24 protein-coding genes are annotated in these 24,401 nt (G+C 65.6%); 14 read left to right on the top strand and 10 right to left on the bottom strand.

The annotated features are described in order from the left end of the window. Nucleotides 1-161: 161 nt before the first annotated feature. Nucleotides 162-944 (bottom strand): ABC transporter substrate-binding protein, encoded by a 783-nt coding sequence (locus VSR82_RS10240; RefSeq protein WP_013091296.1) that lies wholly within the window; start codon nucleotides 942-944, stop codon nucleotides 162-164. A 650-nt stretch (nucleotides 945-1,594) separates the two neighbouring features. Between VSR82_RS10240 and VSR82_RS10235 the strand changes: the two genes are divergently transcribed. Together VSR82_RS10235 and VSR82_RS10230 are read left to right on the top strand one after the other, a co-directional pair. After that, a complete protein-coding gene (locus VSR82_RS10235) occupies nucleotides 1,595-2,824 on the top strand; it encodes an extracellular solute-binding protein (RefSeq protein ID WP_429457267.1) in 1,230 nt (409 codons plus the stop codon). Continuing rightward, a complete protein-coding gene (locus VSR82_RS10230) occupies nucleotides 2,824-4,662 on the top strand; it encodes a diguanylate cyclase domain-containing protein (protein WP_368587124.1) in 1,839 nt (612 codons plus the stop codon). Before VSR82_RS10235 ends, VSR82_RS10230 begins: the two co-directional genes overlap by 1 nt. A 10-nt stretch (nucleotides 4,663-4,672) precedes the next feature. Here the strand turns inward: VSR82_RS10230 and VSR82_RS10225 are convergent, their stop codons facing one another. From VSR82_RS10225 to phnG, 7 genes are read right to left on the bottom strand one after another with little or no spacing between them, the layout of a single operon-like run. Then, nucleotides 4,673-5,806, bottom strand: a complete 1,134-nt coding sequence (locus tag VSR82_RS10225) for an alpha-D-ribose 1-methylphosphonate 5-triphosphate diphosphatase (protein WP_368587123.1) — start codon at nucleotides 5,804-5,806, stop codon at nucleotides 4,673-4,675. Between the two features lie 36 nt (nucleotides 5,807-5,842). After that, entirely contained in the window at nucleotides 5,843-6,619 is a 777-nt protein-coding gene (gene phnL, locus VSR82_RS10220; RefSeq protein WP_368587122.1) for a phosphonate C-P lyase system protein PhnL, read from the bottom strand. An 8-nt stretch (nucleotides 6,620-6,627) separates the two neighbouring features. Beyond that, nucleotides 6,628-7,398, bottom strand: coding sequence for a phosphonate C-P lyase system protein PhnK (gene phnK, locus VSR82_RS10215; RefSeq protein WP_429457270.1), 771 nt, complete (start codon nucleotides 7,396-7,398; stop codon nucleotides 6,628-6,630). Next, nucleotides 7,395-8,327, bottom strand: a complete 933-nt coding sequence (locus tag VSR82_RS10210) for an alpha-D-ribose 1-methylphosphonate 5-phosphate C-P-lyase PhnJ (RefSeq protein ID WP_184227340.1) — start codon at nucleotides 8,325-8,327, stop codon at nucleotides 7,395-7,397. Before VSR82_RS10210 ends, phnK begins: the two co-directional genes overlap by 4 nt. Next, nucleotides 8,324-9,460, bottom strand: coding sequence for a carbon-phosphorus lyase complex subunit (locus VSR82_RS10205; protein WP_429457272.1), 1,137 nt, complete (start codon nucleotides 9,458-9,460; stop codon nucleotides 8,324-8,326). The genes VSR82_RS10210 and VSR82_RS10205 overlap by 4 nt, the downstream gene beginning before the upstream one ends. Then, nucleotides 9,460-10,071, bottom strand: coding sequence for a phosphonate C-P lyase system protein PhnH (gene phnH, locus VSR82_RS10200; RefSeq protein WP_410850344.1), 612 nt, complete (start codon nucleotides 10,069-10,071; stop codon nucleotides 9,460-9,462). The genes VSR82_RS10205 and phnH overlap by 1 nt, the downstream gene beginning before the upstream one ends. Then, nucleotides 10,071-10,577: a phosphonate C-P lyase system protein PhnG gene (phnG, locus tag VSR82_RS10195; protein ID WP_429457275.1), complete on the bottom strand. Its 507-nt coding sequence runs from the start codon at nucleotides 10,575-10,577 to the stop codon at nucleotides 10,071-10,073. The genes phnH and phnG overlap by 1 nt, the downstream gene beginning before the upstream one ends. Nucleotides 10,578-10,757: 180 nt before the next feature. On the opposite strand from phnG, the gene phnF reads away from it, so the two are divergent. Genes phnF through phnN form a run of 3 tightly spaced genes read left to right on the top strand, consistent with a single transcriptional unit; the run spans nucleotide 10,758 to nucleotide 12,825 of the window. Then, the gene (phnF, locus tag VSR82_RS10190; protein ID WP_429457277.1) at nucleotides 10,758-11,516 is read left to right on the top strand and encodes a phosphonate metabolism transcriptional regulator PhnF; all 759 of its coding nucleotides are present in this window, start codon (nucleotides 10,758-10,760) and stop codon (nucleotides 11,514-11,516) included. Further along, the gene (locus VSR82_RS10185; protein ID WP_429457279.1) at nucleotides 11,513-12,277 is read left to right on the top strand and encodes a DUF1045 domain-containing protein; all 765 of its coding nucleotides are present in this window, start codon (nucleotides 11,513-11,515) and stop codon (nucleotides 12,275-12,277) included. Before phnF ends, VSR82_RS10185 begins: the two co-directional genes overlap by 4 nt. Next, on the top strand, nucleotides 12,274-12,825 hold the full coding sequence (gene phnN / locus VSR82_RS10180; protein ID WP_368587114.1) for a phosphonate metabolism protein/1,5-bisphosphokinase (PRPP-forming) PhnN: 552 nt from the start codon (nucleotides 12,274-12,276) through the stop codon (nucleotides 12,823-12,825). The genes VSR82_RS10185 and phnN overlap by 4 nt, the downstream gene beginning before the upstream one ends. 15 nt (nucleotides 12,826-12,840) lie before the next feature. On the opposite strand, the gene VSR82_RS10175 is transcribed toward phnN, so the two are convergent. Continuing rightward, nucleotides 12,841-13,749 carry a LysR family transcriptional regulator gene (locus VSR82_RS10175; RefSeq protein ID WP_498857667.1) on the bottom strand — a complete coding sequence of 303 codons (909 nt, stop codon included), beginning with the start codon at nucleotides 13,747-13,749 and terminating at the stop codon, nucleotides 12,841-12,843. Between the two features lie 111 nt (nucleotides 13,750-13,860). Here VSR82_RS10175 and VSR82_RS10170 point away from each other — a divergent pair, with 111 nt between their 5' ends. After that, complete coding sequence (locus VSR82_RS10170) at nucleotides 13,861-15,051, top strand: M20 aminoacylase family protein (protein ID WP_410850349.1); 1,191 nt, start codon at nucleotides 13,861-13,863, stop codon at nucleotides 15,049-15,051. Nucleotides 15,052-15,110: 59 nt separating this feature from the next. On the opposite strand, the gene VSR82_RS10165 is transcribed toward VSR82_RS10170, so the two are convergent. Continuing rightward, entirely contained in the window at nucleotides 15,111-15,935 is an 825-nt protein-coding gene (locus VSR82_RS10165; protein ID WP_176124671.1) for an IclR family transcriptional regulator, read from the bottom strand. A gap of 250 nt (nucleotides 15,936-16,185) precedes the next feature. Here VSR82_RS10165 and VSR82_RS10160 point away from each other — a divergent pair, with 250 nt between their 5' ends. The 8 genes from VSR82_RS10160 (at nucleotide 16,186) to VSR82_RS10125 (ending at nucleotide 24,182) form a co-directional block, all read left to right on the top strand. Beyond that, nucleotides 16,186-16,890, top strand: a complete 705-nt coding sequence (locus VSR82_RS10160) for a FadR/GntR family transcriptional regulator (protein ID WP_368587110.1) — start codon at nucleotides 16,186-16,188, stop codon at nucleotides 16,888-16,890. Between the two features lie 72 nt (nucleotides 16,891-16,962). Beyond that, nucleotides 16,963-17,853: an L-threonate dehydrogenase gene (gene ltnD / locus VSR82_RS10155; protein ID WP_429457286.1), complete on the top strand. Its 891-nt coding sequence runs from the start codon at nucleotides 16,963-16,965 to the stop codon at nucleotides 17,851-17,853. Between the two features lie 15 nt (nucleotides 17,854-17,868). Further along, on the top strand, nucleotides 17,869-19,242 hold the full coding sequence (otnK, locus tag VSR82_RS10150) for a 3-oxo-tetronate kinase (protein WP_498857666.1): 1,374 nt from the start codon (nucleotides 17,869-17,871) through the stop codon (nucleotides 19,240-19,242). Then, nucleotides 19,239-19,901, top strand: a complete 663-nt coding sequence (gene otnC / locus VSR82_RS10145) for a 3-oxo-tetronate 4-phosphate decarboxylase (RefSeq protein ID WP_410850351.1) — start codon at nucleotides 19,239-19,241, stop codon at nucleotides 19,899-19,901. The genes otnK and otnC overlap by 4 nt, the downstream gene beginning before the upstream one ends. 61 nt (nucleotides 19,902-19,962) lie before the next feature. After that, nucleotides 19,963-20,763 carry a 2-oxo-tetronate isomerase gene (gene otnI, locus VSR82_RS10140; protein WP_429457290.1) on the top strand — a complete coding sequence of 267 codons (801 nt, stop codon included), beginning with the start codon at nucleotides 19,963-19,965 and terminating at the stop codon, nucleotides 20,761-20,763. 33 nt (nucleotides 20,764-20,796) lie between these two features. Beyond that, nucleotides 20,797-21,777 carry a D-erythronate dehydrogenase gene (gene denD, locus VSR82_RS10135; RefSeq protein ID WP_429457292.1) on the top strand — a complete coding sequence of 327 codons (981 nt, stop codon included), beginning with the start codon at nucleotides 20,797-20,799 and terminating at the stop codon, nucleotides 21,775-21,777. A gap of 369 nt (nucleotides 21,778-22,146) precedes the next feature. After that, on the top strand, nucleotides 22,147-23,349 hold the full coding sequence (pcaF, locus tag VSR82_RS10130) for a 3-oxoadipyl-CoA thiolase (protein WP_410850354.1): 1,203 nt from the start codon (nucleotides 22,147-22,149) through the stop codon (nucleotides 23,347-23,349). Between the two features lie 254 nt (nucleotides 23,350-23,603). Beyond that, complete coding sequence (locus VSR82_RS10125) at nucleotides 23,604-24,182, top strand: hypothetical protein (protein WP_429457295.1); 579 nt, start codon at nucleotides 23,604-23,606, stop codon at nucleotides 24,180-24,182. The last annotated feature ends 219 nt before the right edge of the window (nucleotides 24,183-24,401 follow it).

The raw sequence follows: 24,401 nt of genomic DNA, 5'->3' as shown, positions 1-24,401 counted from the left end.
CACCTGTCTCCCGACGACCGCGTGTTGCACGATCTTAGCCGATATGCCGCACGATGTGGCTTCATGTGGCTAGATGTGGAGCCGCAAAACAAAACGGGCTCCGCATCGCGGAGCCCGTTTCGGACAAGCTGCCGGCGCGCCGTGCGGCGCGCGTGGGCAATTTAGCTGCCGTACACGTCGAAGTCGAAGTACTTCTTCTCGATCTTCTTGTAGGTGCCGTCCTTGATCATGTCGGCGATCGCCTTGTCGACCTTCGCTTTCAGATCGGTGTCTTCCTTGCGCATGCCGATGCCGGCGCCGTTGCCGAGGATCTTCGGATCGTCGAGGTTCTGGCCGACGAACGCGAAGCCTGCACCGCGCGGCGTCTTCAGGAAGCCCTGCTCAGCCTGCACCGCGTCTTGCAGCGCTGCGTCGAGACGGCCCGAGATCAGATCGGCGTAGACCTGGTCCTGGTTCTGATACGGCACGACTTTCGCGCCCTTCGGTTCCCAGTAGGTCTTCGCGTAGGTTTCCTGGATCGTGCCCTGTTCGACGCCAACCGACTTGCCCTTCAGCGATTCAGCGGTCGGCAGGATGCCCGAGCCCTGCTTCGCGACGAGGCGCGTCGGCGTGTTGAACAGCTTCGACGAGAAAGCGACCTGCTCGGCGCGTTGCGGCGTCATCGACATCGACGACAGCACGCCGTCGAACTTCTTCGCCTTCAGTGCCGGGATCATGCCGTCGAAGTCGTTTTCCACCCACACGCACTTCGCACCGACGCGCTTGCAGATTTCGTTGCCGAGGTCGATATCGAAGCCAACGAGCTTGCCGTCTGCGCCTTTCGACTCGAACGGGGGATAGCTGGCATCAACGCCAAAACGGATCGTCGACCAATCTTTAGCGTGTGCGCCAATGGAGACGGTGGCAATCAAGGCAACCGTCAAAGCCGCTAGCAGTTTTTTCACTGTTCTTACTCCTCGGTGTAGTTCAATTTCGCCCTCGGCGGTTGTGCCGCCTCGGGACGCCCGGCGCGACTCGCAAACGGGCATCTGGTCAGGATGCAAGCCGGGGTGGCCTGCAACGCGCGCCAAGCTTATCAGTTCAAAAATATTGGGAAGCTAGTAAAACACCGGATGGCGCAGGAGGAGGCCCTCTAGAGCGACGCGTGCGCCCAAGCCGATGTGACCGGATCGTACACCGTTGGTGGGGTTTGCGTAACACGGGTGCAATGCAGGAGCGGCAATACGGTGGGCCGGCGTACGTGACCGACCTGAATATACGGCGATTTTCTTGCGAGTTCGCCGAAAACCGGTTTGAAACGCGAGTTTGAAACGTGGATATCGTTAAAGCTCGCGGCTGAATCTGCCGTTAATTAACAGCGGCCTCGCGACCATTGGCTTACACGCTATTACCAGCGCCGATATTTTTGCGCGGCCGTTTCGAGGCTGTGCGAAAACCGAGGCTTTTGGCGCTATCATCGATGCTCCATGCGTAGGACGCCGACCGCCCGCGCAGGCGCGGATCGCATCGAAGCAAATCGTCGGACAGCCGTGAAGATTCAAATGCCGCGCATTTGCGCTAGATCAAAAGGCCTTTCTGCTCAACGGTGTTATTCATGCGCACGATGTCGTTCAAGGCGGATCAAACAGGCTGTTGTAAACAGACTTTCAAGCGACAAATCGCGAGCGTCGGCACGCGCGTTCGCGCGGCATTATTGCAGCGCCGTTTTTATGTCGGCTTTTTGTCGAGAATTACATCGGGATTTACATCGATTGGCGTATCCGGATTTTGGTGCGACGTTTTGCCCCGCGCGTTGCGGGTACTGACAGGCGCACTGCTGTGCGCGGGTTTTGCCTTGGCCACGCCCGCCGCGGCTGCCGACAAAGTGCTGCACGTCCTCGCATGGCCCGGCTACGCGGACCCGGATGTCGTGAAGGCGTTCGAAGCACGCTACGGAGCGAAGGTCGAGGTTACGCTCGTCGATTCCGACGAGGCGCTGTGGGCGCAGATGCACAGCAAAAACGAGCCGCCTTTCGACGTACTCGCCGCCAACACCGCCGAAATCCGTCGTTATACGCAGGCTGATCTGCTTGCGCCGCTCGATCTCGCGAGTCTGCCCAATACGAAGAAGCAGTTGCCGCGTTTCCAGGCGCTCGGCTCGATCGGCGGCTTGACGTCGGCGGGCAAGGTCTACGCGATTCCGTTCACCTATTCGTCGATGGGCCTCATCTACGATCGCAAGCAGATTCCGGTGGCGCCGCATTCGATGCTCGAACTGTGGAACCCGCGCTATCGCGGCAAGGTGCTCGACTTCAATAGCGCGCAGCACAACTTCTCGTTCACCGCGCTCGCGCTCGGCTATCCGCATCCGTTTCAGCTCGACCCCGCGCAGTTGCGCACGATCGCGCACAAGCTCGTCGATCTGCGCCGCAATCTGCTGACCTACTACACGCTGCCCGAGGAGGCGACCGCGTTCTTCATCCAGCACAAGGTCGCGCTGATGTTCGGCAACTACGGCACGCAGCAGGTGCAGTTGCTGCGGCGCGCGGGCGCCGACGTCGGCTATGTGATTCCGGACGAAGGCGCGCTCGCGTGGCTCGATTGCTGGTCGATGACGCGCGCGGCGAGCGACCAGCCGCTCGCGCTCGCGTGGATCAACTACATGCTCGAGCCGAGCGTGAGCGCGCTGCTGACGCAGCGCCAGGGGCTCGCGAATACGCTGACCGAGCCGGCCGAAGGCAACCCCGATGCGCACATCGTCTGGATCAGTCCGGTCGAGGATATCGACCGCCGCGAGCGATTGTGGACCCGCATCGTGTCGGGCGACCGTTCGGAGCGCTTCTGATGCTGCATCGCGGCCTGACCTTCAAGCTATCCGTGCTGCTCGCGTGCATCGGCGTGCTGGCGTCGGGCGCGACCGGCTATTACGCGTATCGCGCGAATCGCACGATGCTGGTCAACGAAGCGGAGCGTAGCCTGCAGACTTCGACGGAGCTGCTCGGCCAGCGCATCGCCGTGTCGATCGACGACGTCGCGGCGGACGCGCTCGTGCTGGCGACGATGCCGTCATCGGTGAGCGTCGCGCAGACCGACGACGGCATCGGCCCGAACCAGGGCCGCGAGCGGCTCGCGCAGGTGTATTCGAGCTTCATGCTGCACCACCCGGAGTATCTGCAGGTGCGGCTGATCACGCGGCAGCATCACGGGCTCGAGCTGATCCGTTTCGATCGCGACAGCGACGGCCTCGTGCGTGTACAGGGTGACGATTTACAGGAAAAAGCTCAGTTTCCCTACGTATTCGAAACGCTCGCATTTTCGGCGGGACGCATCTACACCTCGCCGATTTCGATCAATCACGAATACGGCACGCATGCCGCGCAAGGCAGGCCGACGCTGCGTCTGGGCACGCCGATCGCGGATGCGCGCGGCACCGTGGTCGGCGTCGTGGTGATCGACGTCGATCTGGCCGGCATGCTGCGGCGTTTGCAGAGCGATCTGCCGAGCGACTACCAGGTCTATCTGGCGAACGAGTGGGGCGACTTCCTGGTCCATCCCGACGCGTCGAAGACCTTCGGTTTCGACCGCGGCCGGCGCGTGCTGATGCAGGACAGCTTTCCGGTCACGAGGCAGCTGTTCGAGCAGCGGCGCAGCGAAGTGCTCGTCAATGGTCTCGCGCGGCCCGATGAGGCGCACGGGCGCGTGCTCGCGTTCGTGCGGCGGCCGTTCGGCGATTCGGAGGGCAATCGCTTCATCGTGCTCGGTCTGGCGAAGCCGCTCGAAGACGTGCTGAGCGGCGCGAATCAGCTCGGCACGCGGATCATTCGCATGGTGCTGGTGTTCAGCGCTTTGTCGGTACTGCTGGCCATTCTGTTCGCGCGAGCGCTGACCAAGCCGCTGCATCAGCTCGCGCATGCGGCGACGCATCTGTTCGCCGAACACGCGATGCACACGTTGCCGCTCAAACGCACCGACGAAATCGGCGTGCTCGCGCGCTGCTTCGAGCGTTTGCGCCGTGAAATCCGCGGGCAGATGGATGCGCTGCACAGCAAGCAGAGCGAGCTCGTGCATCTGGCCTCGCACGACGTGCTGACCGGCTTGCCGAACCGCATGCTGTTCATGCAGAAGCTCGAGAACGCGATCGAGGAGGCAAGGTTCCGTCGCGAAGGCCTCGCGGTGCTGTTCGTCGACCTCGACCGCTTCAAGCAGATCAACGATCAGTTCGGGCACTCCGTTGGCGACAAGGTGCTGGTCGCGGTCGCGCGCCGTCTGAAGGACGTGCTGTGTGCCGGGGACGTGGTTGCGCGGCTCGGCGGCGACGAATTCATCGTGCTGATCGAAGGGCAGCGCGCGGCGCAGATCACGCCCGATATCGCCGAGCACATCATGGATGCGCTGAATGAAACGCTGAGCGTCGACGGCAATAGCATGACGGTCGGCGCGAGCATCGGCATCAGCGAGTTCCCGCACGACAGCGGCAATGCCGAGGAACTGCTGCTGAACGCCGATGCGGCGATGTATGCGGCGAAATCGGGTGGCCGTTGCGCGTATCTGCGCTATCAGGATCTGCTCGCCATGCGGCTCCACGAACAGGCCGAGCAGACGCGGCTTGCCCACGCGCAGCTCGCGCAGGCGCATGCCGCGCGCGATGCGACCGAGGGGTGCGAGGAGGAGCCCACCGCGTGACGCGACCCACTCAAACGATCCGCACCCCGCCGCGATAAGTCGCGCGCGGCACCGGCAGCCTGTCGAGCATCGTCACGCGCACGAGATCCGCGCGCAAGCCCGGCTCGATCGCGCCGCGGTCCGTGAGACCGGCGGTGCGCGCCGGCTCGGCCGAGACCGTTGCCATCGCGCGCGGCAGCGACCAGCCCGCTTTTTCGACGAGATCGAACACCGCGGTCAGCAAGCTCGACGGCACGTAATCCGACGACAGAATGTCGAGCAGACCGGCGCGCGCGAGTTCGAGCGCCGACACGTTGCCCGAATGCGAGCCGCCGCGCACGATGTTCGGCGCGCCCATGATGGTGGCGATGCCGTGCTCGCGCGCGGCTTGCGCGGCGATGCGCGTGGTCGGGAATTCGGCGAGCACGATGCCCTCGGCCTTCGCCTGTTCGACGTGCTCGATCAGCGTATCGTCGTGGCTCGCGACCGGAATGCCGAGCCGCCGGCACCGCGCGACGATCTCGCGGCGATGCTCATCCGCGTAACGCTCCTGTTCGACCGCGAGTTCGGCGAGCGTGCTCGCGACACGTTCGTCGCTCATCTTGCCGTTGCGTTCCTGGAAGCGGCGCCATTGCTCGCGGTCGTGCCATTGGCGCTGTCCCGGCGTATGGTCCATCACCGACGCGAGCCGCAACAGCGGATGCGCGCACAGCGAATCGAATACCTCGAGCACGTCGGCGGTCGCGATCTCGCAGCGCAGATGCAGAAAGTGCTCGGCGCGCAGCAGTCGACGCGTGGACAGCCGCAGCAGCGACTCCGCGCATTGCGTTTGCACGTGGCGGTTACGCAGCCCAACGCTCGAGCGCGAGCCGATCGCGAGCGCGTCGAATACCGTCGTGATGCCGGCCGCGGCCACTTGCGCGTCGTGGATCACGAAAGCCGCGTCGGTATTCCACTCGACGCCGGGACGCGGCACGAGGTGCTTCTCGAGGTTGTCCGTATGCAGTTCGATCAGACCGGGCAGCAGATAATCGCCGTCCCAGTCTTCGGCGTTGCGCGCCGAACTCGCGCCGCGTTCGACGTCGCGAATCACGCCGTCCTCCACGCGCACGGTGCCAATGAATTCTTCATCTCGCGTCACGATGCGAGCGTTGCTGATCAACATCGACTTGCTCCGTAGTCAGTCGGGACTGGTGTCAATTTAATGCCGCAGTGGCGGCCGCAATTCCAGGCGGCGCGTCGCGACCTTGTTGCGGGTCTCTTCGTCGTGAAAGATACCAACGATCGCCGCGCCGCGCTCGCGCGCCTCGACGATCAGATCGGCCACAACGTCGCGGTTTTCGGCATCGAGCGAAGCGGTCGGTTCGTCGAGCAGCAACAGCGGATGTTCGGCGATCAAACCTCGCGCGATATTCACGCGCTGCTGCTCGCCGCCCGAAAACGTCGCGGGCGCGAGCGACCACAGACGTTCCGGCACGTTGAGCCGCGCGAGCAATTCAGCGGCGCGCGCGTTTGCTTTGGGTTCTGCGATGCCGTGCAGCACGAGCGGCTCGGCGACGAGCGCGAGCGTCGGCACGCGCGGAATCACGCGCAAAAACTGGCTCACATAGCCGACCACGCTACGGCGCAGACGCAGCACGTCACGCGGTTCCGCACCGGTGATCGTGACGGGCCGGCCCTGATCGCTGGTGTCGCGAATCGCGATCGAGCCGGTGCTCGCCAGATAGTTGCCGTACAGGCAGCGCAGCAGCGTGCTTTTGCCCGCGCCCGACGGCCCGACCAGCACCACGCATTCACCGCGCTCGACTTCGAGCGATACGTTCGCGAGCGCGTCGATTCGCGCGCCGCCCTGGCCGTGCAGCGTGAAAGTCTTGCCGATGCCGGTGGCGCGCAGCATCAGCGCCGCGTTGTCGGCGAAAGCGCGCTCGGCGTGACGTGCCGCGCTGCCCGCATCAATTACTACCTCAGTGGATTGCATTGTGAGCCTCAAACCGGCAGAACCGAGGAAACCAGCGTTTGCGTATAAGGGTGCTGCGGATCGTCGAGCACCTGGTCGGTCAGACCCGCTTCGACGACTTCGCCCGCCTGCATCACCATCAGCCGATGTGCGAGCAGACGCGCGACGCCGATGTCATGCGTGACGATCAGCACCGACAGATGCAGCGTCGACGTCAGCGTGCGCAGCAGATCGAGCAGACGCGCCTGCACGGACACGTCGAGACCGGCGGTCGGTTCGTCCATGAACACCAGACGCGGACTGGTGACGAGATTGCGCGCAATCTGGAGACGTTGCTGCATACCGCCCGAAAACGCAGCGGGGAATTCGTCGATGCGCGCTGGGTCGAGTTCGACGCGCTCCATCCATTGCGTGGCCGTGCGGCGAATCTCGCCATAGTGGCGCGCGCCGACCGCCATTAACGGCTCGCCGATATTGGCGCCGGCCGATACGCCGCTGCGCAGGCCGTCGCGCGGGTTCTGCTGCACGAAGCCCCATTCGGTGCGCATCAGCAGACGGCGGCGCGGCTCCGACAGCGCGCGCAGATCGAGCAGGTCGCCGTGCGACGCGGCGTAGTGCAGCGCGCCGCTATCGGCCTCGGTCTTCAGCGCCAGCGTGTTGAGCAGCGTGGTCTTGCCCGAGCCCGATTCGCCGACGATGCACAGCACCTCGCCGGGATACAGATCGAAGCTCACGTTGCGGCAACCGTTGCGGCCGCCGTATTGTTTGGTGAGCGCGCGGGCGCTCAGAAGCGGCGTCATGCGGATTCTCCTTCGCGTTCGGCGCGGGGCAGTGGTGCTTGCGGTTCGATCTCGCCGTCGCCGCGCCGCTCGTGACAGTAGTCGCTATCCGAGCACACAAACATGCGCGTGCCGGCGTCGTCGACGATCATCTCGTCGAGAAAGCTTTCCTTCGATCCGCACAACGCGCACGCGTGCTGCCACTTCTGCACTTCGAACGGATGATCGTCGAAGTCGAGACTGCGCACCGGCGTATAAGGCGGAATCGCGTGGATGCGGCGCTCGCGGCCCGCGCCGAACAGTTGCAGCGCGGCGTTCATATGCATCTTCGGATTGTCGAACTTCGGGATCGGCGACGGCGACGTCAGATAGCGATGATTGACGATCACTGGGTAGTCATACGTGGTCGCGATGCTGCCGTGATGCACGATGTCCTCGTACAGCTTCACGCTGATCAGCCCGTAATCGGCGAGCGCGTGCAGCTTCTTGCATTCGGCGACGCGCGGTTCGAGCCGGAACAGCGGCTCGGGCATCGGCACCTGATAGACGAGGATCTGCCGCTCGGTCAGCGGCGTTTCGGGAATCCGGTGCCGGGTCTGGATGATCGTCGCTTCGCTCGTGTGCCGCGTGGTCGCCACGCCCGTGGTGCGCGCGAAGAAGCGGCGAATGTTGACGGCATTCGTAGTTTCGTCGGAACCCTGATCGATGACTTTCAGCGTGTCCGTCTTGCCGATGATCGCGGCCGTCACCTGGATGCCGCCGGTGCCCCAGCCGTACGGCAGAGGCATTTCGCGCGACGCGAACGGCACCTGGTAGCCCGGCACGGCGACTGCCTTCAGCAGCGCGCGGCGCAGCATGCGTTTGGTCTGCTCGTCGAGATACGCGAAGTTGTAGCCGTGCGCGGCGCTGTCGTATGAGGTGTTTGCAACGGCGGTGTCGGGCGCGTTCATGCTGCTTGCTCCTTGTCGGTGGCATTGCCTGATTCATCGTTGCCGTGGTGCTGCGCGCGCAAGCGCCGCACCAGTTCCAGCTCCGCCTGGAAGTCGACGTAGTGCGGCAGCTTCAGGTGCTGCACGAAGCCCGACGCCTCGACGTTATCGCTGTGCGACAGCATGAATTCGATGTCCTGCGTCGGCGACGAGAGCGTCTCGCCGAGTTCTTCGGCACGCAGCGCGCGATCGACCAGTGCCATCGCCATCGCCTTGCGCTCCGAGTGGCCGAACGCGAGACCGTAGCCCTGCGTGAAGGTGGGCGGCACCGCGCTGCTGCCCGCGAACTGGTTGATCATCTGGCATTCGGTGACATCGATATCGCCGATGTCGACCGCTTCGCCGAGTTCGTCGAGGTCCATTTCGACCGCGATCGTGCCGAACCGAATCTCGCCGGCGAACGGATGCGAATGCGCGTAGCCGCGTTGCGTCGCATAGCCCATTGCGAGCAGAAAGCCTTCGTCGCCGCGCGCGAGGTTCTGCAGACGCGTCGCGCGGCTCGCCGGAAACGCGAGCGGTTCGCGCGACAGATCGCCGGGTTCCGCGCCATCCGGTGTTGGGCGCTCCTGTTCGATCAGGCCTTCCTTGTCGAGCAGCGAGACAACGCGCGGCATCGCTTCCGGCGCGGGCGGCTCTTGCGAGAGCGGCGCATTGCCTTGCGTCACGCGCTGCCGCGCGTCGTCGCCATCGGCGAGCAACGCGAAATCGAGCAGACGCTGCGTGTAGTCGTAGGTCGCGCCGAGCAACTGGCCACCGGGCAAGTCCTTGAAGGTCGCCGAGATGCGCCGCTCGACCTGCATCGTTTCGGTATCGATCGCGCGCGTATAGCCGAAGCGCGGCAACGTGGTGCGATACGCGCGCAACAGGAAGATCGCTTCGACCAGATCGCCGGCCGCCTGCTTGATTGCGAGCGCGGCAAGCTCCTCGTCGTAGACCGAACCTTCGGTCATTACGCGCGCGACCGCGAGCCGCAACTGCTCGCGAATCTGCGCGACGCTCAGTTCGGCGATCCGCGTATCGCCGCGGCGCGCTTTGTCGAGCAGACGCCACGACGCTTCGATCGCGCGTTCTCCACCTTTGACGGCAACGTACATCAGTTCACCTTCGCTTCAGTTGCGCGCGGCAAGCCGATCACGCGCGGGCCGCAAACCAGATAACAGTCGATGCCGCACGGAAACAGCGGCGCGAGCATCGCGCGCTCTTGCCAGAACCGTGGGGGAAGACCGGCCGGCGAAATCGTTTGGGTCTCCAGAATGCCGGGGCCGCTCAGCGTGACCGGGGCGCCGCCCGTCAGCGCGTCGACGCGGATCAGCAGCGTGGCCGATTGCTCGGGGGACTCGGCATTGCCGGGTGCGAAGCTTTCTAGCGACGGCAACGCGTCGGCATCGTGCACATAGACGAATGCGGCGTCGCCGGGCGCATCGACGAGCGGCGCGCCGGTATGAAAACGCAACGCCGACGCGAGCGCGGTATCAGGCTGCGCGAGCCAGACCGGTGTCGCGTAGTCGCAGAGCGTCAGCAGCGCAGCGAATGCAGCGGGTTCGACCGGCGTATTGCGCAACTCGGGCAGCACGTCACTGATCACGCCGATCGTGCCGGGCCGCGACAACGCGTCGAGCAGCGTGCGAAACACGGCCTGGGTATCGTGGACCGGGTCCGCGAAACCCGGCGTCAGGGTGGACAATGCAATCGGTGAATGTTCCATCAGTCGCCTCGCACCATCGTAAAGAATTCGACGCGCGTCGCCGCGGCGTCCTGCTGCTGTTGCGCGCGCCGTGCCTTCTGTTGCGCGGCGAACGGCTCGATCAATTGACGATGCAGGCCGTCGTGATGCTCCGGCATCTGCAGCAAGGCATCGGCGAGCGCGGCAAGTTCGGCGCGCCGGCGGTCGCGTCCCAAGTGGCAGGCCACGCCGACGGTGGCCTCGGCGTCGCCGCTGGCACGAAGGCGCAGCGTGGCGCGCGTGACCGTCGCTTCGCCGAGATTGAACGGATCGCCGCTGCCGCCGATGCGCCCGCGCACCATCGCGAGGCCGATTTCAGGGGGACGCAGCCAGTCGTAGGCGGGGATAGGGTGACCTTGCAGCGCGCGCTGCAGCGCGGCTTCGAGGTCGGCGCGCGGCGTGCGGGCCAGCACGGCCATCCAGGCGCGCCGCGCCGCCGAAGACACGGCAGGCAACGGCGCAGAGGGCGGAACGGAACTCGGGCTCATCGGATTTCCTGTTGATCCAGCGAGTGGACATTGGAGCATCTATTCATCTAAACGTCTAGACGTTTACAGGCGTAGTTGTCTCGACTGTCGTGCGCGGCGGACGTTTCATATTTCCATCACGGCTTGCGCACTACAATGCACGACATGGCGATCATTTGAACCGAAGGGAATGACAGCACCATGACATCGAACGACAGCGCGGCGCCGGCCACGATGCTCGAACGCGGCGCAGGCGTGGCCGTCTGGAGACAGATCGAACAGATTCTCGCCGCCGAGATCGCGGCAAGCGGATTCGGGGAAGAAGGGCGGCTGCCGAGCGAAGGTGAGCTGGCGAAACGCTTTGACGTCAACCGTCACACGGTACGTCGCGCGATGCTCGGCCTCGCCGCGCTCGGCCTCGTCAGCGTCGAGCAGGGGCGCGGCACCTTCGTACAGCCCGGCGCGATCGACTATTCGATCGGCCGCCGTACACGTTTCACCGAAAACCTGCGCCAACAACATCACGCGCCCGGCGGCACGATGCTGTCGGGCTCGCGCGTGAAAGCCGAGCCCAGCGTCGCGAAGGCGTTGGGTCTGCGCGCGGGCGCGGCGGTCTATCGGATCGAATCGCTGCACGAGTCCGACGGCGTGCCGCTTACGTTCGCGCGCAGCTGGTATCCGGCCGCGCGTTTTCCGGAGCTGCCGGAAGTCGTGCAACGCCTCGGCGGCACGACGAAGGCGCTGGCCGAATTCGGCGTGGACGATTATCTGCGCAAGTGGAGCCGCATCGGCAGCGTGCTGCCCGAGCCGGAGGTCGCGCGGCGGCTCAACATCAACCGTCAGCAGCCGGTGCTGTGGGTCGAGAACGTCGACGTCGATTTGCAAGGCACGCCGGTCAAATACGGCTTCACACATTTCGCGGCCGACCGTGTGCAACTGCTCGTGGAGCATGACCTGTGAGCGGCCCCGCATGGAGTGATGAAGCGCGCTTCGCGCTGTACTACGCGCCGTCGGGTGAATCGGCGTGGTGGCAGGCCGGCTCGACGTGGCTCGGCCGCGATGCGCAAAGCGGCGAGCGCTGCGCGCAGCCGCAGCCGCCTGGCCTGACGCGCCCGCTCGCCGCGTTGACCGACTCGCCGCGCCGCTATGGTTGGCATGGTACGCTGGTCGCCCCGTTCCGGCTCGGCGCCGGTATCACGCAGCACGACGTGCTTGCGGCCGCGCGCGCGTGGGCGCTCGCGCAACAGCCGTTCGCGTTGCCGGTGGAAGCGGCCACGCTGGGCGACTTCGTCGCGCTGCGACCGGCCGATGCAAATGGCGAGACGCGCATTCGCGAGCTTGCGTCGAACGCGCTGGAGTCGCTAGATGGGCTGCGCGCGCGACCGTCTGCGGCCGATCTCGAGCGCCGGCTCGCCGCACCGCTCAGCGAACGCCAACGTGCGTTGCTGCTGCAATGGGGCTACCCGTACGTGTTCGACGAGTTCCGTTTTCATATGACGCTGTCCAGCTCGCTAGCGGATGCCGACGAGCGCGCGACGCTGCTCGCATGGTGGCGTGAGCGCACCCCTGCGCTCGGGCCGCTCGCGGTCGATCAGGCCGCGCTGTTCGTCGAGCCGGCGCCGGGCGAGCCGTTCGTGCTGTGGCAGCCGCTGCCCTTCAGCGACGGCGCGCAACACGGCGATCGCAAGGAAAAGCAGCAAGACGAGGTGAGCAGCCAATGAATGGGCGTTTGATCTATGTGATGGGCCCGTCTGGCGCGGGCAAGGATTCGCTGCTGCAATTCGCGCGCACGCGGCTCGCCGGCGAGCCAGTCGTGTTCGCGCATCGTTACATCACGCGGCCGAGCGGCCATGGGGAAGTGCATGTCGCGCTGAGCGTCGAGGAGTTCGCCGCGCGCTCGGTGCTGGGCCTGTTCGCGCTCGAATGGTCGAGTCATTCGCTGCGCTATGGCATCGGCATCGAACTCGATGCGTGGCTCGCGCGCGGCTGCACGGTGGTCGTCAACGGCTCGCGGCAGTACCTGCAGCATGCGCTCGCGCGCTATCCCCGCGCGGAAGTGGTGCACGTGAGCGCCGCGCCGCATATTCTCGAAGCGCGGCTCGGCGCGCGAGCGCGCGAATCGTCGGAGCAGGTCGCGGCGCGGCTGGCGCGGCGTGCGCCGTTTGCGTTGCCGGCCGGCGTGCGCTGCACGACGATCGACAACTCCGGCACGCTCGAACAAGCGGGGCACGAGTTGATCACAGTGCTCAAGGAGCAGATGAGCGCGTAACGCAGTCACGCGGCCTTATTGCACGGCCTCCATCCGCTCCCGCGTGACCTGCCGCAAACACGCGACGAACTGCTGTACGGCCGGCGTCGGCAGCAGATCGCGTCGCGAGATGATGCTCAGATCGTAGTTCGGCAGCGCGTCTTCGATCTGCGCGACACGAATGCCGAGCGGCGCGACCCGCTGCGCGAGCGGCCGCGTGAAGCAACTGATCACGTCGGTCTGCGATACGAGCCCGAGCGTCACCGCAAACGACGACGGCGCGCGCAGCAGCCACTGCGGCAGCGGCAAACCATGCGCGCTGAACATCGCCATCATCACGCTGTGCGGGAAGTGATCGGCGCCGACCGTGACGATCCACTCGGCGTCGAGCAGTTCGGACAGACGCGTGACGTTCGCGAGCGGGTGCCCCGCGCGCATCGTGACGACGAACTGCGTCGAGTACAGCGGCACCTGTACCAGATCGTTATCCAATGCCTGAACGTGATGGATCGCCGCGAGATCGAGTGTGCCGTTGCGCAGACGCGCGAGCGCATCGGGCACCGTCACTTCCTCCAGATGCAGACTCACGAGCGGCATCTTTTGGCGAAAGCTCGACACCGCATGCGGAAGAACCGTCAGCGCGAGCGATGGCATCGTGCCGACGCTGACCTTGCCGGCCAGTTCTCCTTTCACCTGCTCGACGGCCTCGACGGTGCGGCGCATGTCGCCCAGCAACTGTTCGGCGCGCGGCAACAGCGCGAGCCCGCACGCGGTCAGCTCAATGCCGCGCACGCTGCGCACCATCAACTCCGCATTGAGCGCGCTTTCCAGTTCGCGAATCGTATGCGTGACGGCCGGCTGCGTGACGCCGAGTTCACGCGCGGCGGCGCGCAGGCTGCGGTGATGCGCGGCGGCGACGAAGGCCTGCAACTGCTGCAGTTTCATCAGGGTAACCCCGTATATAAGAGCCGTTAATCAGGGTGAAAAAAATAGCATCTTATTCGAACGAAACGGCATGGATATAGTGCGAGGCTACTCACTGGAGCCATGCAAACGATGAACGAGACCCCGCGTTTGACCGAAGTGTCCGATCTGGAACCCGCCGCCGCGAGCCTGCGCGAGATTCGCCATCACATTCATCACCATCCCGAACTCGCGTACGAGGAAGTGCGGACCGCGGCGCTCGTCGCGGAAAAGCTCGAACAGTGGGGCTGGCAGGTCACGCGCGGGGTCGGCAAGACCGGCGTGGTCGGCACGCTGAAGGTGGGCGACGGCAAGCGCAGCATCGGCATTCGCGCGGACATGGACGCGCTGCCGATCATCGAACAGACCGGCTTGCCGTACGCGAGCGGCACCCACGGCAAGATGCATGCGTGCGGCCACGACGGCCACACGACGATCCTGCTCGGCGCCGCACAACGTCTCGCGGCCACGCGCAATTTCTCGGGCACCGTGCATCTGTATTTCCAGCCGGCCGAGGAAAGCGGCATCGACAGCGGCGCGCTGAAGATGATCAACGACGGCCTGTTCGAGCGCTTCCCGTGCGACGCCGTGTTCGGCCTGCACAATCATCCGGGCGCGGAGCCGGGCATGCTGCTGTTTCGCAAGGGGCCGTTCATGTCGGCAGGGGACAAGGCGACCATCACGATCGAAGGCGTCGGCGGTCATGCGGCGCGTCCGCATCTGACCGTCGATCCGGTCGTGGTCGCCGCGAGCATCGTGATGGCGCTGCAGACGATCGTCGCACGCAACGTCGATCCGTCGCAGCCGGCCGTGGTGACGGTGGGCTCGATGCACGCGGGCACCGCGAACAACGTGATTTCGAGCAGCGCGCGGCTCGAACTGAGCGTGCGCTCGTTCAGCCCCGAGGTGCGAGAGTTGCTGAAGAAGCGCATCACCGAGCTGGCCGAGTCGCAGGCGGCGAGCTATGGCGGCAAGGCGCATGTCGAGTACATCGAAGGTTACCCGGTCGTCATCAATACGGACGCCGAAACGGATTTCGCGGTGCAGGTTGCGCGTGAGCTGGTCGGCGATGACAAGGTGATCGAGCAGACCGACATCCTGATGGGCAGCGAGGACTTCGCCTTCATGCTGCAGAAGCGGCCGGGCACGTTTCTGCGCATCGGCAATGGCATCGGCGAGGATGGTTGCATGGTGCACAACCCGCATTACGACTTCAACGACCACAGTCTGCCGATCGGCGCGGCGTTCTGGGCGCGGCTCGTGGAGCGCTATCTCGCGCAGTGAGCGATAAGAGTCGACGCGGTAGCGCGCAGCAAATGCGCGCTACCAGATAGCCGCGTGCGTCAGCCGCGCCGCGCGACCATCTCGGAGACCGTCTGCGCGGCTTGCTGCAGCGGTTCCAGAAACGCCTTCACCATCTGTTTGGCCGAATTGCGCTGCGCGTTGCCGCTGATGTTCATCGCGGCGATCACGCGGCCCTGGCGATTGCGAATCGGCGCGGACAGCGAAATCAAACCGCCTTCGAGCTCCTGATCGACGATTGCCCACCCCTGGCGACGCACCTGCTCGATTACCTTCTTCAACTCTTCCTTGTCGGTAACGGTGCGCGGCGTGTGTGCGTAGAGCGGCGACGAGTTCAGCGTCGCGTCGAGCGTTTCCTCGTCGAGCGAGGCGAGCAGCACGCGGCCCATCGACGTGCAGTACGCGGGCAGACGGCTGCCGATCGACAGGTTGATCGTCATGATCTTGTGAGTCGGCACGCGCAGCACGTAGACGATCTCGGTGCGATCGAGCACGGCCGCCGAGCAGCTTTCGTGCACCTGTGCCGACAGGCTTTCCATCACCGGTTCGGCGAGATTCCAGAACGGCATCGAGGTGAGGTACGCGAAGCCGAGGTCGAGAATCTTCGGCGTCAGACGGAACAGGCGTCCCTCGGCTTCCACGTAGCCCAGCGTTTGCAGCGTCAGCAGAATCCGGCGCGCGCCGGCGCGCGTGAGGCCGGTCGCCGCGGCGACGTCGGTGAGCGTCTGTTCGGGGCGCGTCGCGTCGAATGCGCGGATGACCGCGAGGCCGCGCGCGAACGACTGCACGTACGAGTCACCCGGTTTCTCCGGGGCCGGTTCGACGTTGGCGGGCGCGACGGAAGACGGCGGCAGGGCTTTGCTCATGGACCTTGATCGTGGTTGCAAAAGAGTGCGCGCGCAAGGCACGCGACGCGCGTTCGTTTCGATGCGGCGCCGCGCGTGGCGTTGCGGCGCAAAGGCGAGACGATAGCTTAAGCCTTCTATTTCGCCAAATAACGCCGATTCGTGCAAAAAACCCCAGGGTTTGCGTGGATGCGATTCGTGTCTCAAATTTGTATGATGACCCGATAACATGACCAGTTTGCGGCACCCGATCCAACCCAACCGATCCGCCATGTTCGACAAGATTCCCTCGCGCGCTTTGAGCGACACCGTCGCGCAGCAACTGCTGAAGCAGATCGACAAGGGCACTTTCGCGCGCGGCGCCAAGCTGCCGACCGAAGCCGTGCTCTCGGAACAGTTCGGCGTGAGCCGCACGGTGATTCGCGAGGCGCTGTCGCGGCTGAAGAACGAGGGGGTGGTCGAACCGCGCCAGGGCAGTGGCGTGTTCGTCGCTGGGCACGGCACGATCCGCCCGCTGCGGATCGACTACGCGGAAGCCGTCGAGCCGGGCTCGGTCGTGCAGATCCTCGCGCTGCGCCGCGCGATCGAGGCGGAGGTCGCGTCGGAAGCCGCAATGCGTCGCAGCGATGCCGACATGGCCGCGATCGACGCCGCGCTCGCTCAGATCGAGCGCGCGGTCGCCAATGGCGAAGACGGCGTCGCCGAAGACGTCGCGTTTCATCGCGCGATCGCGGCGGCGACGGGCAATCCGTATTTCCTGAAGACGCTGACGTTCCTCAATCAGTACCTCGAAGCGGGCACGGTCGTCACGCGCCGCAACGAGGCGCTGCGCGAGGACTTCTCGCGGCAGGTGCGCGAGGAGCACGCGGCGATCGCCGCGGCGATTCGCGCCGGCGATCCGATGGCGGCGCGCAATGCCGCGCAGACGCATCTGTACAACGCGGCACGGCGGCTTGCCGAGGCGGGCATCGCCTGACGCGCGGAAGGCGCGCGGTGATCCCGCCGCGCGCGAACGCACCAATGCAGCACCAATCCATAGAGGTCACGCATGTCGAGAAATGTCGGTGTCATCGGTTTGGGAGCCATGGGGCTCGGCGTTGCGCGTTCGCTGTTGCGCGCCGGCTTCAAGGTCCACGCGTGCGACTTGCGGCGCGACGTGCTGCAGGCGTTCGTCGCTGAAGGCGGCGTCGGCTGTGCGACGCCCGCGGAGCTCGGCGCGCAGTGCGAGGTCGTGATCACGCTGGTCGTCAATGCCGCGCAGACCGAGGCCGTGCTATTCGGTGAGCACGGCGCGCTCGCGGCGATGAAGCCGGGCGGCGTCGTGATCGCCAGTGCCACGGTCGCGCCGGAATTCGCCAGCGATCTCGGCAAGCGCGTCGAGTCGGCCGGTCTGCAGATGCTCGATGCGCCGGTGTCGGGCGGCGCTGCGCGCGCCGCATCGGGCGAGATGACGATGATGACGTCCGGTCCCGCAGCCGCGTACGCCGCGTGCGAGGACGTGCTCGCCGCGATCGCCGGCAACGTGTATCGGCTCGGGGCCGCGCATGGCGCGGGCTCGAAAGTGAAGATCATCAATCAGTTGCTGGCCGGAGTGCATATCGCGGTGGCCGCCGAGGCAATGGCGCTCGGCTTGCGCGAAGGCGTCGATCCGGACGCGCTATACGACGTGATCACGCACAGCGCGGGCAATTCGTGGATGTTCGAGAACCGCGTTCCGCATATTCTCGCGGGCGATTACACGCCGCTGTCGGCAGTCGATATTTTCGTCAAGGACCTGGGCCTCGTGCTCGATACCGCGCGTCGCACGAAGTTTCCACTGCCGCTGTCGGCGGCCGCGCATCAGATGTTCATGATGGCGTCGACGGCGGGCCACGGCGGTGAGGACGACTCGGCGGTCGTGAAGATTTTCCCCGGCATCGAATTGCCGGCGAAGCCATAAGCGAGGACGGTGCTCATGACGGCTCAAACGAAACCCGCGCTGCTCGGCTGCATCGCCGACGACTTCACCGGCGCCACCGATCTCGCCAACATGCTCGTACGCGGCGGCATGCGCACGGTGCAGACGATCGGCGTGCCGACCTCCAACGAAGCGCCGGGCGCCGATGCGCCGGGCGCCGCTGCGCCGGGCGCCGCTGCGCCGGGCGCCGCTGCGCTCGACGCCGATGCGCTCGTCGTCGCGCTCAAGTCGCGCACGATCCCCGCCGCCGACGCGGTCGCCCAATCGCTCGCCGCGCTCGCCTGGCTGCGCTCGCAAGGGTGCCGGCAATTCTTCTTCAAGTACTGCTCGACCTTCGATTCGACCGATGCGGGCAACATCGGCCCGGTGACCGATGCGTTGCTGAACGCGCTGTCCGCCGAGTTTGCTGAGCGCGCGTCGTTCACGATTGCGTGTCCCGCGTTTCCCGAGAACGGCCGCACGATTTTCCGCGGCCATCTGTTCGTCGGCGATGCGCTGCTCAACGAGTCGGGCATGGAGAACCATCCGCTGACGCCGATGCGCGACGCGAATCTCGTGCGCGTGCTGCAGCGGCAAACGCAGTCGAAGGTCGGGCTTGTGCGTTACGACCGGGTCGCGCAAGGCGATACGGCCGTGCGCGCCGCATTCGAAGCGCTGCGCGCCGACGGCGTGCGCATCGCGATTGCCGATGCGGTGTCCGACGCCGATCTGCATACGCTCGGCGCGGCCTGCGCGGACCTCGCGCTGATCACCGGCGGCTCCGGCGTCGCGCTCGGCTTGCCGGCCAACTTCCGGCGCGCGGGGCTACTCGGCGAGCAAACCCATGCCGCGCAATTGCCGCGCGTAGAAGGTTTGTCGGCGGTGCTCGCGGGCAGTGCGTCGAAGGCGACCAACGCGCAGGTCGCCGCCTGGTGCGCGACGCGGCCCGCGTTCCGCATCGATCCGCTCGCGGCGGCGCGCGGCGAGGACGTCGTCGGCGAAGCGCTCGAGTTCGCGCAACAGCGCTTCGTGCACGCCGAGCCGGTGCTGATCTATGCGACTGCATCGCCCGACGAGGTGCAGGCGGTGCAGCGCGAACTCGGCGTCAACGAAGCCGGGCATCTGGTCGAGAAGACGTTGGCATCGATTGCGCGCGGCCTGCGCGAACGCGGCGTGCGCAAGTTCGTCGTCGCGGGCGGGGAGACCTCGGGCGCGGTCGTGCAGGCGCTCGACGTGCGCATGCTGCGCATCGGCGCACAAATCGATCCGGGTGTGCCGGCCACCGCGACGACCGAAGCGGAACCGCTCGCACTCGCGCTGAAATCCGGCAATTTCGGCACCACGGACTTCTTCGACAAGGCGCTGCGTCATCTCGATGGAGCCGCGCAATGAGCGGCGCACCGGCACTTCACATCTCGGCCGAAGCGCGCGTGCGCGAGGAAATCTGCGCGGTCGGCGCGAGTCTGTATCAGCGCGGCTATACGGTCGGTAGCGCCGGCAACATCAGCGCGCGGCTCGACGATGGCTGGCTGATCACACCGACTGACGCGTGTCTCGGCCGCCTCGATCCCGCCGATATCGCGAAGGTCGACGCAAACGGCCACGCGATGTCGGGCGGCAAGCCGTCGAAAACGCTCGCGCTGCATCGCGGTATCTATGCGCGCAACGGCGAGGCGCGCGGCATCGTCCATACCCATTCGACGCATCTGGTCGCATTGACGCTCGCGGGCGTATGGAGCGAAGCGGACGTGTTGCCGCCGATCACGCCGTACTACGTGATGAAAGTGGGCCACGTACCGCTGATTCGCTATCAACGCCCCGGCGATCCGCAAGTGGCCGCGCAGATCGCCGCGCTGGCCGACCGCGTACGGGCGGTGCTGCTCGAACGTCTGGGGCCGGTGGTGTGGGAGCGCTCGGTCGCGCACGCGTCGTATGCGCTCGAAGAACTCGAGGAGACCGCGCGCTTGTGGCTGATGACGAATCCGCGGCCCGCGCCGCTCGACGCCGCCGCGATCGAAGAACTCCGTACCGCGTTCGGCGCGCGCTGGTAGCAGCGCGCATTACCGATGAACGTCATGCACCGTATCGGACTGTCTCAAAGGAGCTGTTGACATGCCTCGCTTCGCCGCCAATCTGTCGATGATGTACAACGAGCACGCGTTCCTCGATCGCTTCGCCGCCGCCGCGCGCGACGGTTTCAACGCGGTCGAATACCTGTTTCCCTATGAGTTCCGCGCGGCCGAGCTGAAGTCACGGCTCGACGCTCACGGTCTCACGCAGGCGCTGTTCAATGCGCCACCAGGCGACTGGAGCGGTGGCGAGCGCGGTCTGGCGTCGCTGCCGGGGCGCGAGGACGAGTTCCGCCGCAGCATCGATACGGCTCTCGAGTACGCGCGCGTGCTCGGAAATCGCAAGCTTCATGTAATGGCGGGGTTGATCGCCGGCGATCAGGCGGGCGAAACGCAACGCAAAACGCAACGCGACGTGTATCTGGACAACCTTGCCTATGCCGCGCAAGCCGCGCAAACCGAACGGATCACGGTCGTCATCGAACCGATCAATACGCGCGACATGCCCGGCTATTTCCTCAATCGACAGGACGACGCGCAAGCGATCTGCGCCGAAGTCGGCGCGCCGAATCTGAAGGTGCAGTTCGATTGCTATCACTGCCAGATCGTCGAGGGCGATCTCGCGATGAAGCTCAAGCGCGATATGGCCGGCATCGGTCATATCCAGGTTGCAGGTGTGCCCGAGCGGCACGAGCCCGACATCGGCGAGCTGAACTATCCGTACCTGTTCGATCTGATCGATGCGCTCGGCTACGACGGCTACATCGGCTGCGAATACCGGCCGCGCGCGGGGACCTCGGCGGGGCTTGGCTGGCTGAAGCCTTATCTCGATGCGGCGCGCTGACACTTTCCGACAACCACTGACGGACACGTAACCATGAAAGTACTGATCACCGGCGGCGCCGGTTTTCTCGGCCAGCGACTCGCGCGCGAACTGCTCGCACGCGGCGAGTTGAAAGATGCGCACGGCACACCGCAAGCGATTACCGGGCTGGTGCTGCTCGACGTCGTGCGCGCTCATGATTTCGGCGATGCGCGCGTGCATACCGAAGTCGGCGATATCGCAGAGCGCAGCGTGCTCGAACGCGTGATCGACGACCAAACCTCGGCGATCTTTCATCTGGCTGCGATCGTCAGCGGCCAGGCCGAGGCGGACTTCGATCTCGGTATGCGCATCAATCTCGATGCGTCGCGGCTGCTGCTCGAAGTCTGCCGACAGCGCGGGCATCAACCGCGCGTCGTGTTCACCAGCTCGGTTGCGGTCTACGGTGGCGATCTGCCCGCAGTCGTACAGGACGACACCGCGCTGAATCCGCAGTCGTCGTATGGCGCGCAGAAGGCGATCGCCGAGCTGCTGCTCAACGATTATTCGCGGCGCGGTTTCGTCGACGGCCGCGTGCTGCGACTGCCGACCATCAGCGTGCGGCCGGGGCGGCCGAATGCGGCGGCGTCGTCGTTTGCGAGCGGCATCATTCGCGAGCCGTTGAATGGCGAGGAGGCCGTGTGTCCGGTCGCCGGTTCGACGCGGCTGTGGCTGCTGTCGCCGCGCAAGGCGATCGACAGCCTGATCGCCGGCCTCGAACTCGATGGCGCCGCGCTCGGCAAGCAGCGCGTGCTGAATCTGCCGGGCCTGTCGGTCAGCGTCGACGAAATGATCGCGGCACTGCGCGAGGTCGCCGGCGAAGCGGTCGCGAGCCGCATCGTGCGGCAGCCGGACGAGCGCATCGAGAAGATCGTCGGCAGCTGGCCCGGCGCGTGGGATACATCGCGCGCCGAACGGCTCGGGCTCGCCGCCGAGCGCAACTTCGCGGATGTGATTCGCGGCTATATCGCCGACGAAGGAATCGAAGTTCGCTGAAGATCGCTCCCTTCGCGTATTCCCTGGTGTCGTTGGCACGGCTGCGGCCGTGCTTGACACGCTTTCGCGCCGACGCCTATTATCGAGCCTGTTTTGTTCGATATATGACCTTGTGTTCGTATATAGAACATAAGGGCGGGCAAGGAAGGCGCAACAGCCGTATCGGTCGTCACTCCCAAGCCCATCGTTCACGATCCTGCGCTAAGCTGCCTTGACGTATCGGCCGCCACACCGCTGCCGTTTTGCAGCTTCCCGCGCACGGCCGTCGGCCCCCCGGGCCGATGCCTCGGCGCATCGAACCGGCGTCGTCGGCGCAAGGCCGGCCGCGGCGCGGCGCAGCGCACGCAGCATCTCAACTGGAGACATCCCATGACCGAAGCATTCCTGTGCGACGCGATTCGCACCCCCATTGGCCGCTATGCGGGTTCGCTGTCGTCGGTGCGCGCCGACGACCTGGGCGCGGTGCCGCTCAAGGCGCTGATGGAGCGCAACAAGAACGTCGACTGGACCGCGATCGACGACGTGATCTACGGCTGTGCGAACCAGGCCGGTGACGACAACCGCAACGTCGCGCGCATGTCGCTGCTGCTCGCCGGTTTGCCGAAGGACGTGCCGGGCTCGACCGTCAACCGTCTGTGCGGCTCGGGCATGGACGCGATCGGCATCGCCGCGCGCGCGATCAAGTCGGGCGAAGCCGCGCTGATGATCGCCGGCGGCGTCGAAAGCATGAGCCGTGCGCCGTTCGTGATGCCCAAGGCGACCAGCGCGTTCTCGCGGCAAAACGAGGTCTACGACACGACGATCGGCTGGCGTTTCGTGAACCCGCTGATGAAGAAGCTGTACGGCGTCGACTCGATGCCGGAAACCGGCGAAAACGTCGCGACCGACTACAACATCAGCCGCGCCGACCAGGACGCGTTCGCGCTGCGCAGCCAGCAGAAGGCCGCGCGCGCGCAACGCGATGGCACGCTCGCGCAGGAAATCGTCGGCGTGACGATCGCGCAGAAGAAGGGCGATCCGATCACGGTCACGCAAGACGAGCATCCGCGCGAAACGAGCCTCGAAGCGCTCGCGAAGCTAAAGGGCGTCGTGCGTCCGGACGGCACGGTTACGGCCGGTAACGCGTCGGGCGTGAACGACGGCGCGGCCGCGTTGCTGCTCGCGAACGAAGACACCGCGAAGCGCTTCGGCCTGACGCCGCGCGCCCGCGTGCTCGGCGTGGCGACGGCGGGCGTCGATCCGCGCGTGATGGGCATCGGCCCGGCGCCGGCCACGCAGAAGCTGCTCGCGCGTCTGGGCATGAAGATCGACCAGTTCGACGTGATCGAGCTGAACGAAGCGTTCGCCTCGCAGGGCATCGCCGTGCTGCGCGCGCTGGGCGTCGCCGACGACGATCCCCGCGTGAACCCGAACGGCGGCGCGATCGCGCTCGGCCACCCGCTCGGCATGAGCGGCGCGCGTCTGGTGACGACCGCGACGTATCAACTGCAACGCACGCAGGGCCGCTTCGCGCTGTGCACGATGTGTATCGGCGTCGGCCAGGGTATCGCGATCGCTATCGAGCGCGTGTGATGCAGGTGTAGCGCGACGCACATCGCGCGCGGTTTGCGATCCGTTCATGCAACAGCCCCATCGTTCCCGCGATGGGGCTGTTTGCTTTTGCGCGCGGCCTCGCGCGTTCAATTCGCGTCCTATCGTTTGCACTAGTTGTCCTGAAGATGTGGAGTTCATGGAGGCGGGCACGAACACTGCGTAGCGCGAAGTCATTGCGCGGCGCTCATCATGACCGTCACGCCGGATCGAAACCCTTGTCGAGGAGAACGCGAATGAAGACAACGACGATAGGCGCAGCGTTGATGCTGGCGGCCGCGGCCACGACCCAGCCGGCGCGCGCGCAGGACGACATGGCGAGCACCGCCCAGGCGGTGCTCAGCGGGGCGCAGCCGGTGCATATGACGGCGGAGATCGTCGGCATCGATGCGGGCAACCGCGCGCTGACGCTGAAGGGCTCGGGCGGCAACGTCGCGATCGTGCTCGTCAGTCAGCAGGTTGCTGGCTTCGATCAACTGAAGATCGGCGATCGCGTCGACGTGCTCTACAAGAATGCGCTGCTCACGAAGGCGGAAAAGGTCAGCGGCGCGGGCAAGGCGATTCGCGAGCGAGCCGACAAGCAGAGCTATTCGCCGGCGTCGGGCGGTTACGAATCGGCGCGACAGACCGAGGTACTCGCGACCGTGCTGAAGATCGATCACAAACAGCGCCTCGTGACGCTGCGCGGCGCCTATCAGACACAGACGTTCCAGGCCGCGCCCGACGTCGACCTGAGCGACGTGAAGGTCGGCGATACCTTGCATGCGGTGTTCGTGTCGGCCGCCGCCGTGCAGGTGACGCCAGTGGGCCACTGAGCCGCTGAGATCGCGGCCCATTTCAGCGGCCGGAAATGTTTCGCAAACTATGTCGAGATATGTCGCGCCGCCCGACGAATGCCCGCAAAGCCTTGCTTGGCGGGCCCGAGTCGCGGTGAAACTGCGCGACATATCTTCCCTGATGATTTCCCCGATGTGTCCTTCTATAGTCCGTTCGTCGCCACGCGGCAATTACGCAAGTGGCCCGAATCCAGCAAG

The organism is Burkholderia sp. JPY481 (assembly GCF_038900515.1).
Classification (GTDB): Bacteria; Pseudomonadota; Gammaproteobacteria; order Burkholderiales; family Burkholderiaceae; genus Paraburkholderia; species Paraburkholderia youngii.
This window is presented reverse-complemented; position numbering and strand designations above follow the sequence as displayed.

Coding starts and splice junctions, on each gene's coding strand:
- VSR82_RS10235 (WP_429457267.1), top strand. CDS start 1,595: ATGCGCACGATGTCGTTCAAGGCGGATCAAACAGGCTGTTGTAAACAG.
- VSR82_RS10230 (WP_368587124.1), top strand. CDS start 2,824: ATGCTGCATCGCGGCCTGACCTTCAAGCTATCCGTGCTGCTCGCGTGC.
- VSR82_RS10225 (WP_368587123.1), bottom strand. CDS start 5,806: ATGTTGATCAGCAACGCTCGCATCGTGACGCGAGATGAAGAATTCATT.
- phnL (WP_368587122.1), bottom strand. CDS start 6,619: ATGCAATCCACTGAGGTAGTAATTGATGCGGGCAGCGCGGCACGTCAC.
- phnK (WP_429457270.1), bottom strand. CDS start 7,398: ATGACGCCGCTTCTGAGCGCCCGCGCGCTCACCAAACAATACGGCGGC.
- VSR82_RS10210 (WP_184227340.1), bottom strand. CDS start 8,327: ATGAACGCGCCCGACACCGCCGTTGCAAACACCTCATACGACAGCGCC.
- VSR82_RS10205 (WP_429457272.1), bottom strand. CDS start 9,460: ATGTACGTTGCCGTCAAAGGTGGAGAACGCGCGATCGAAGCGTCGTGG.
- phnH (WP_410850344.1), bottom strand. CDS start 10,071: ATGGAACATTCACCGATTGCATTGTCCACCCTGACGCCGGGTTTCGCG.
- phnG (WP_429457275.1), bottom strand. CDS start 10,577: ATGAGCCCGAGTTCCGTTCCGCCCTCTGCGCCGTTGCCTGCCGTGTCT.
- phnF (WP_429457277.1), top strand. CDS start 10,758: ATGACATCGAACGACAGCGCGGCGCCGGCCACGATGCTCGAACGCGGC.
- phnN (WP_368587114.1), top strand. CDS start 12,274: ATGAATGGGCGTTTGATCTATGTGATGGGCCCGTCTGGCGCGGGCAAG.
- VSR82_RS10175 (WP_498857667.1), bottom strand. CDS start 13,749: ATGAAACTGCAGCAGTTGCAGGCCTTCGTCGCCGCCGCGCATCACCGC.
- VSR82_RS10170 (WP_410850349.1), top strand. CDS start 13,861: ATGAACGAGACCCCGCGTTTGACCGAAGTGTCCGATCTGGAACCCGCC.
- VSR82_RS10165 (WP_176124671.1), bottom strand. CDS start 15,935: ATGAGCAAAGCCCTGCCGCCGTCTTCCGTCGCGCCCGCCAACGTCGAA.
- VSR82_RS10160 (WP_368587110.1), top strand. CDS start 16,186: ATGTTCGACAAGATTCCCTCGCGCGCTTTGAGCGACACCGTCGCGCAG.
- ltnD (WP_429457286.1), top strand. CDS start 16,963: ATGTCGAGAAATGTCGGTGTCATCGGTTTGGGAGCCATGGGGCTCGGC.
- otnK (WP_498857666.1), top strand. CDS start 17,869: ATGACGGCTCAAACGAAACCCGCGCTGCTCGGCTGCATCGCCGACGAC.
- otnC (WP_410850351.1), top strand. CDS start 19,239: ATGAGCGGCGCACCGGCACTTCACATCTCGGCCGAAGCGCGCGTGCGC.
- otnI (WP_429457290.1), top strand. CDS start 19,963: ATGCCTCGCTTCGCCGCCAATCTGTCGATGATGTACAACGAGCACGCG.
- denD (WP_429457292.1), top strand. CDS start 20,797: ATGAAAGTACTGATCACCGGCGGCGCCGGTTTTCTCGGCCAGCGACTC.
- pcaF (WP_410850354.1), top strand. CDS start 22,147: ATGACCGAAGCATTCCTGTGCGACGCGATTCGCACCCCCATTGGCCGC.
- VSR82_RS10125 (WP_429457295.1), top strand. CDS start 23,604: ATGAAGACAACGACGATAGGCGCAGCGTTGATGCTGGCGGCCGCGGCC.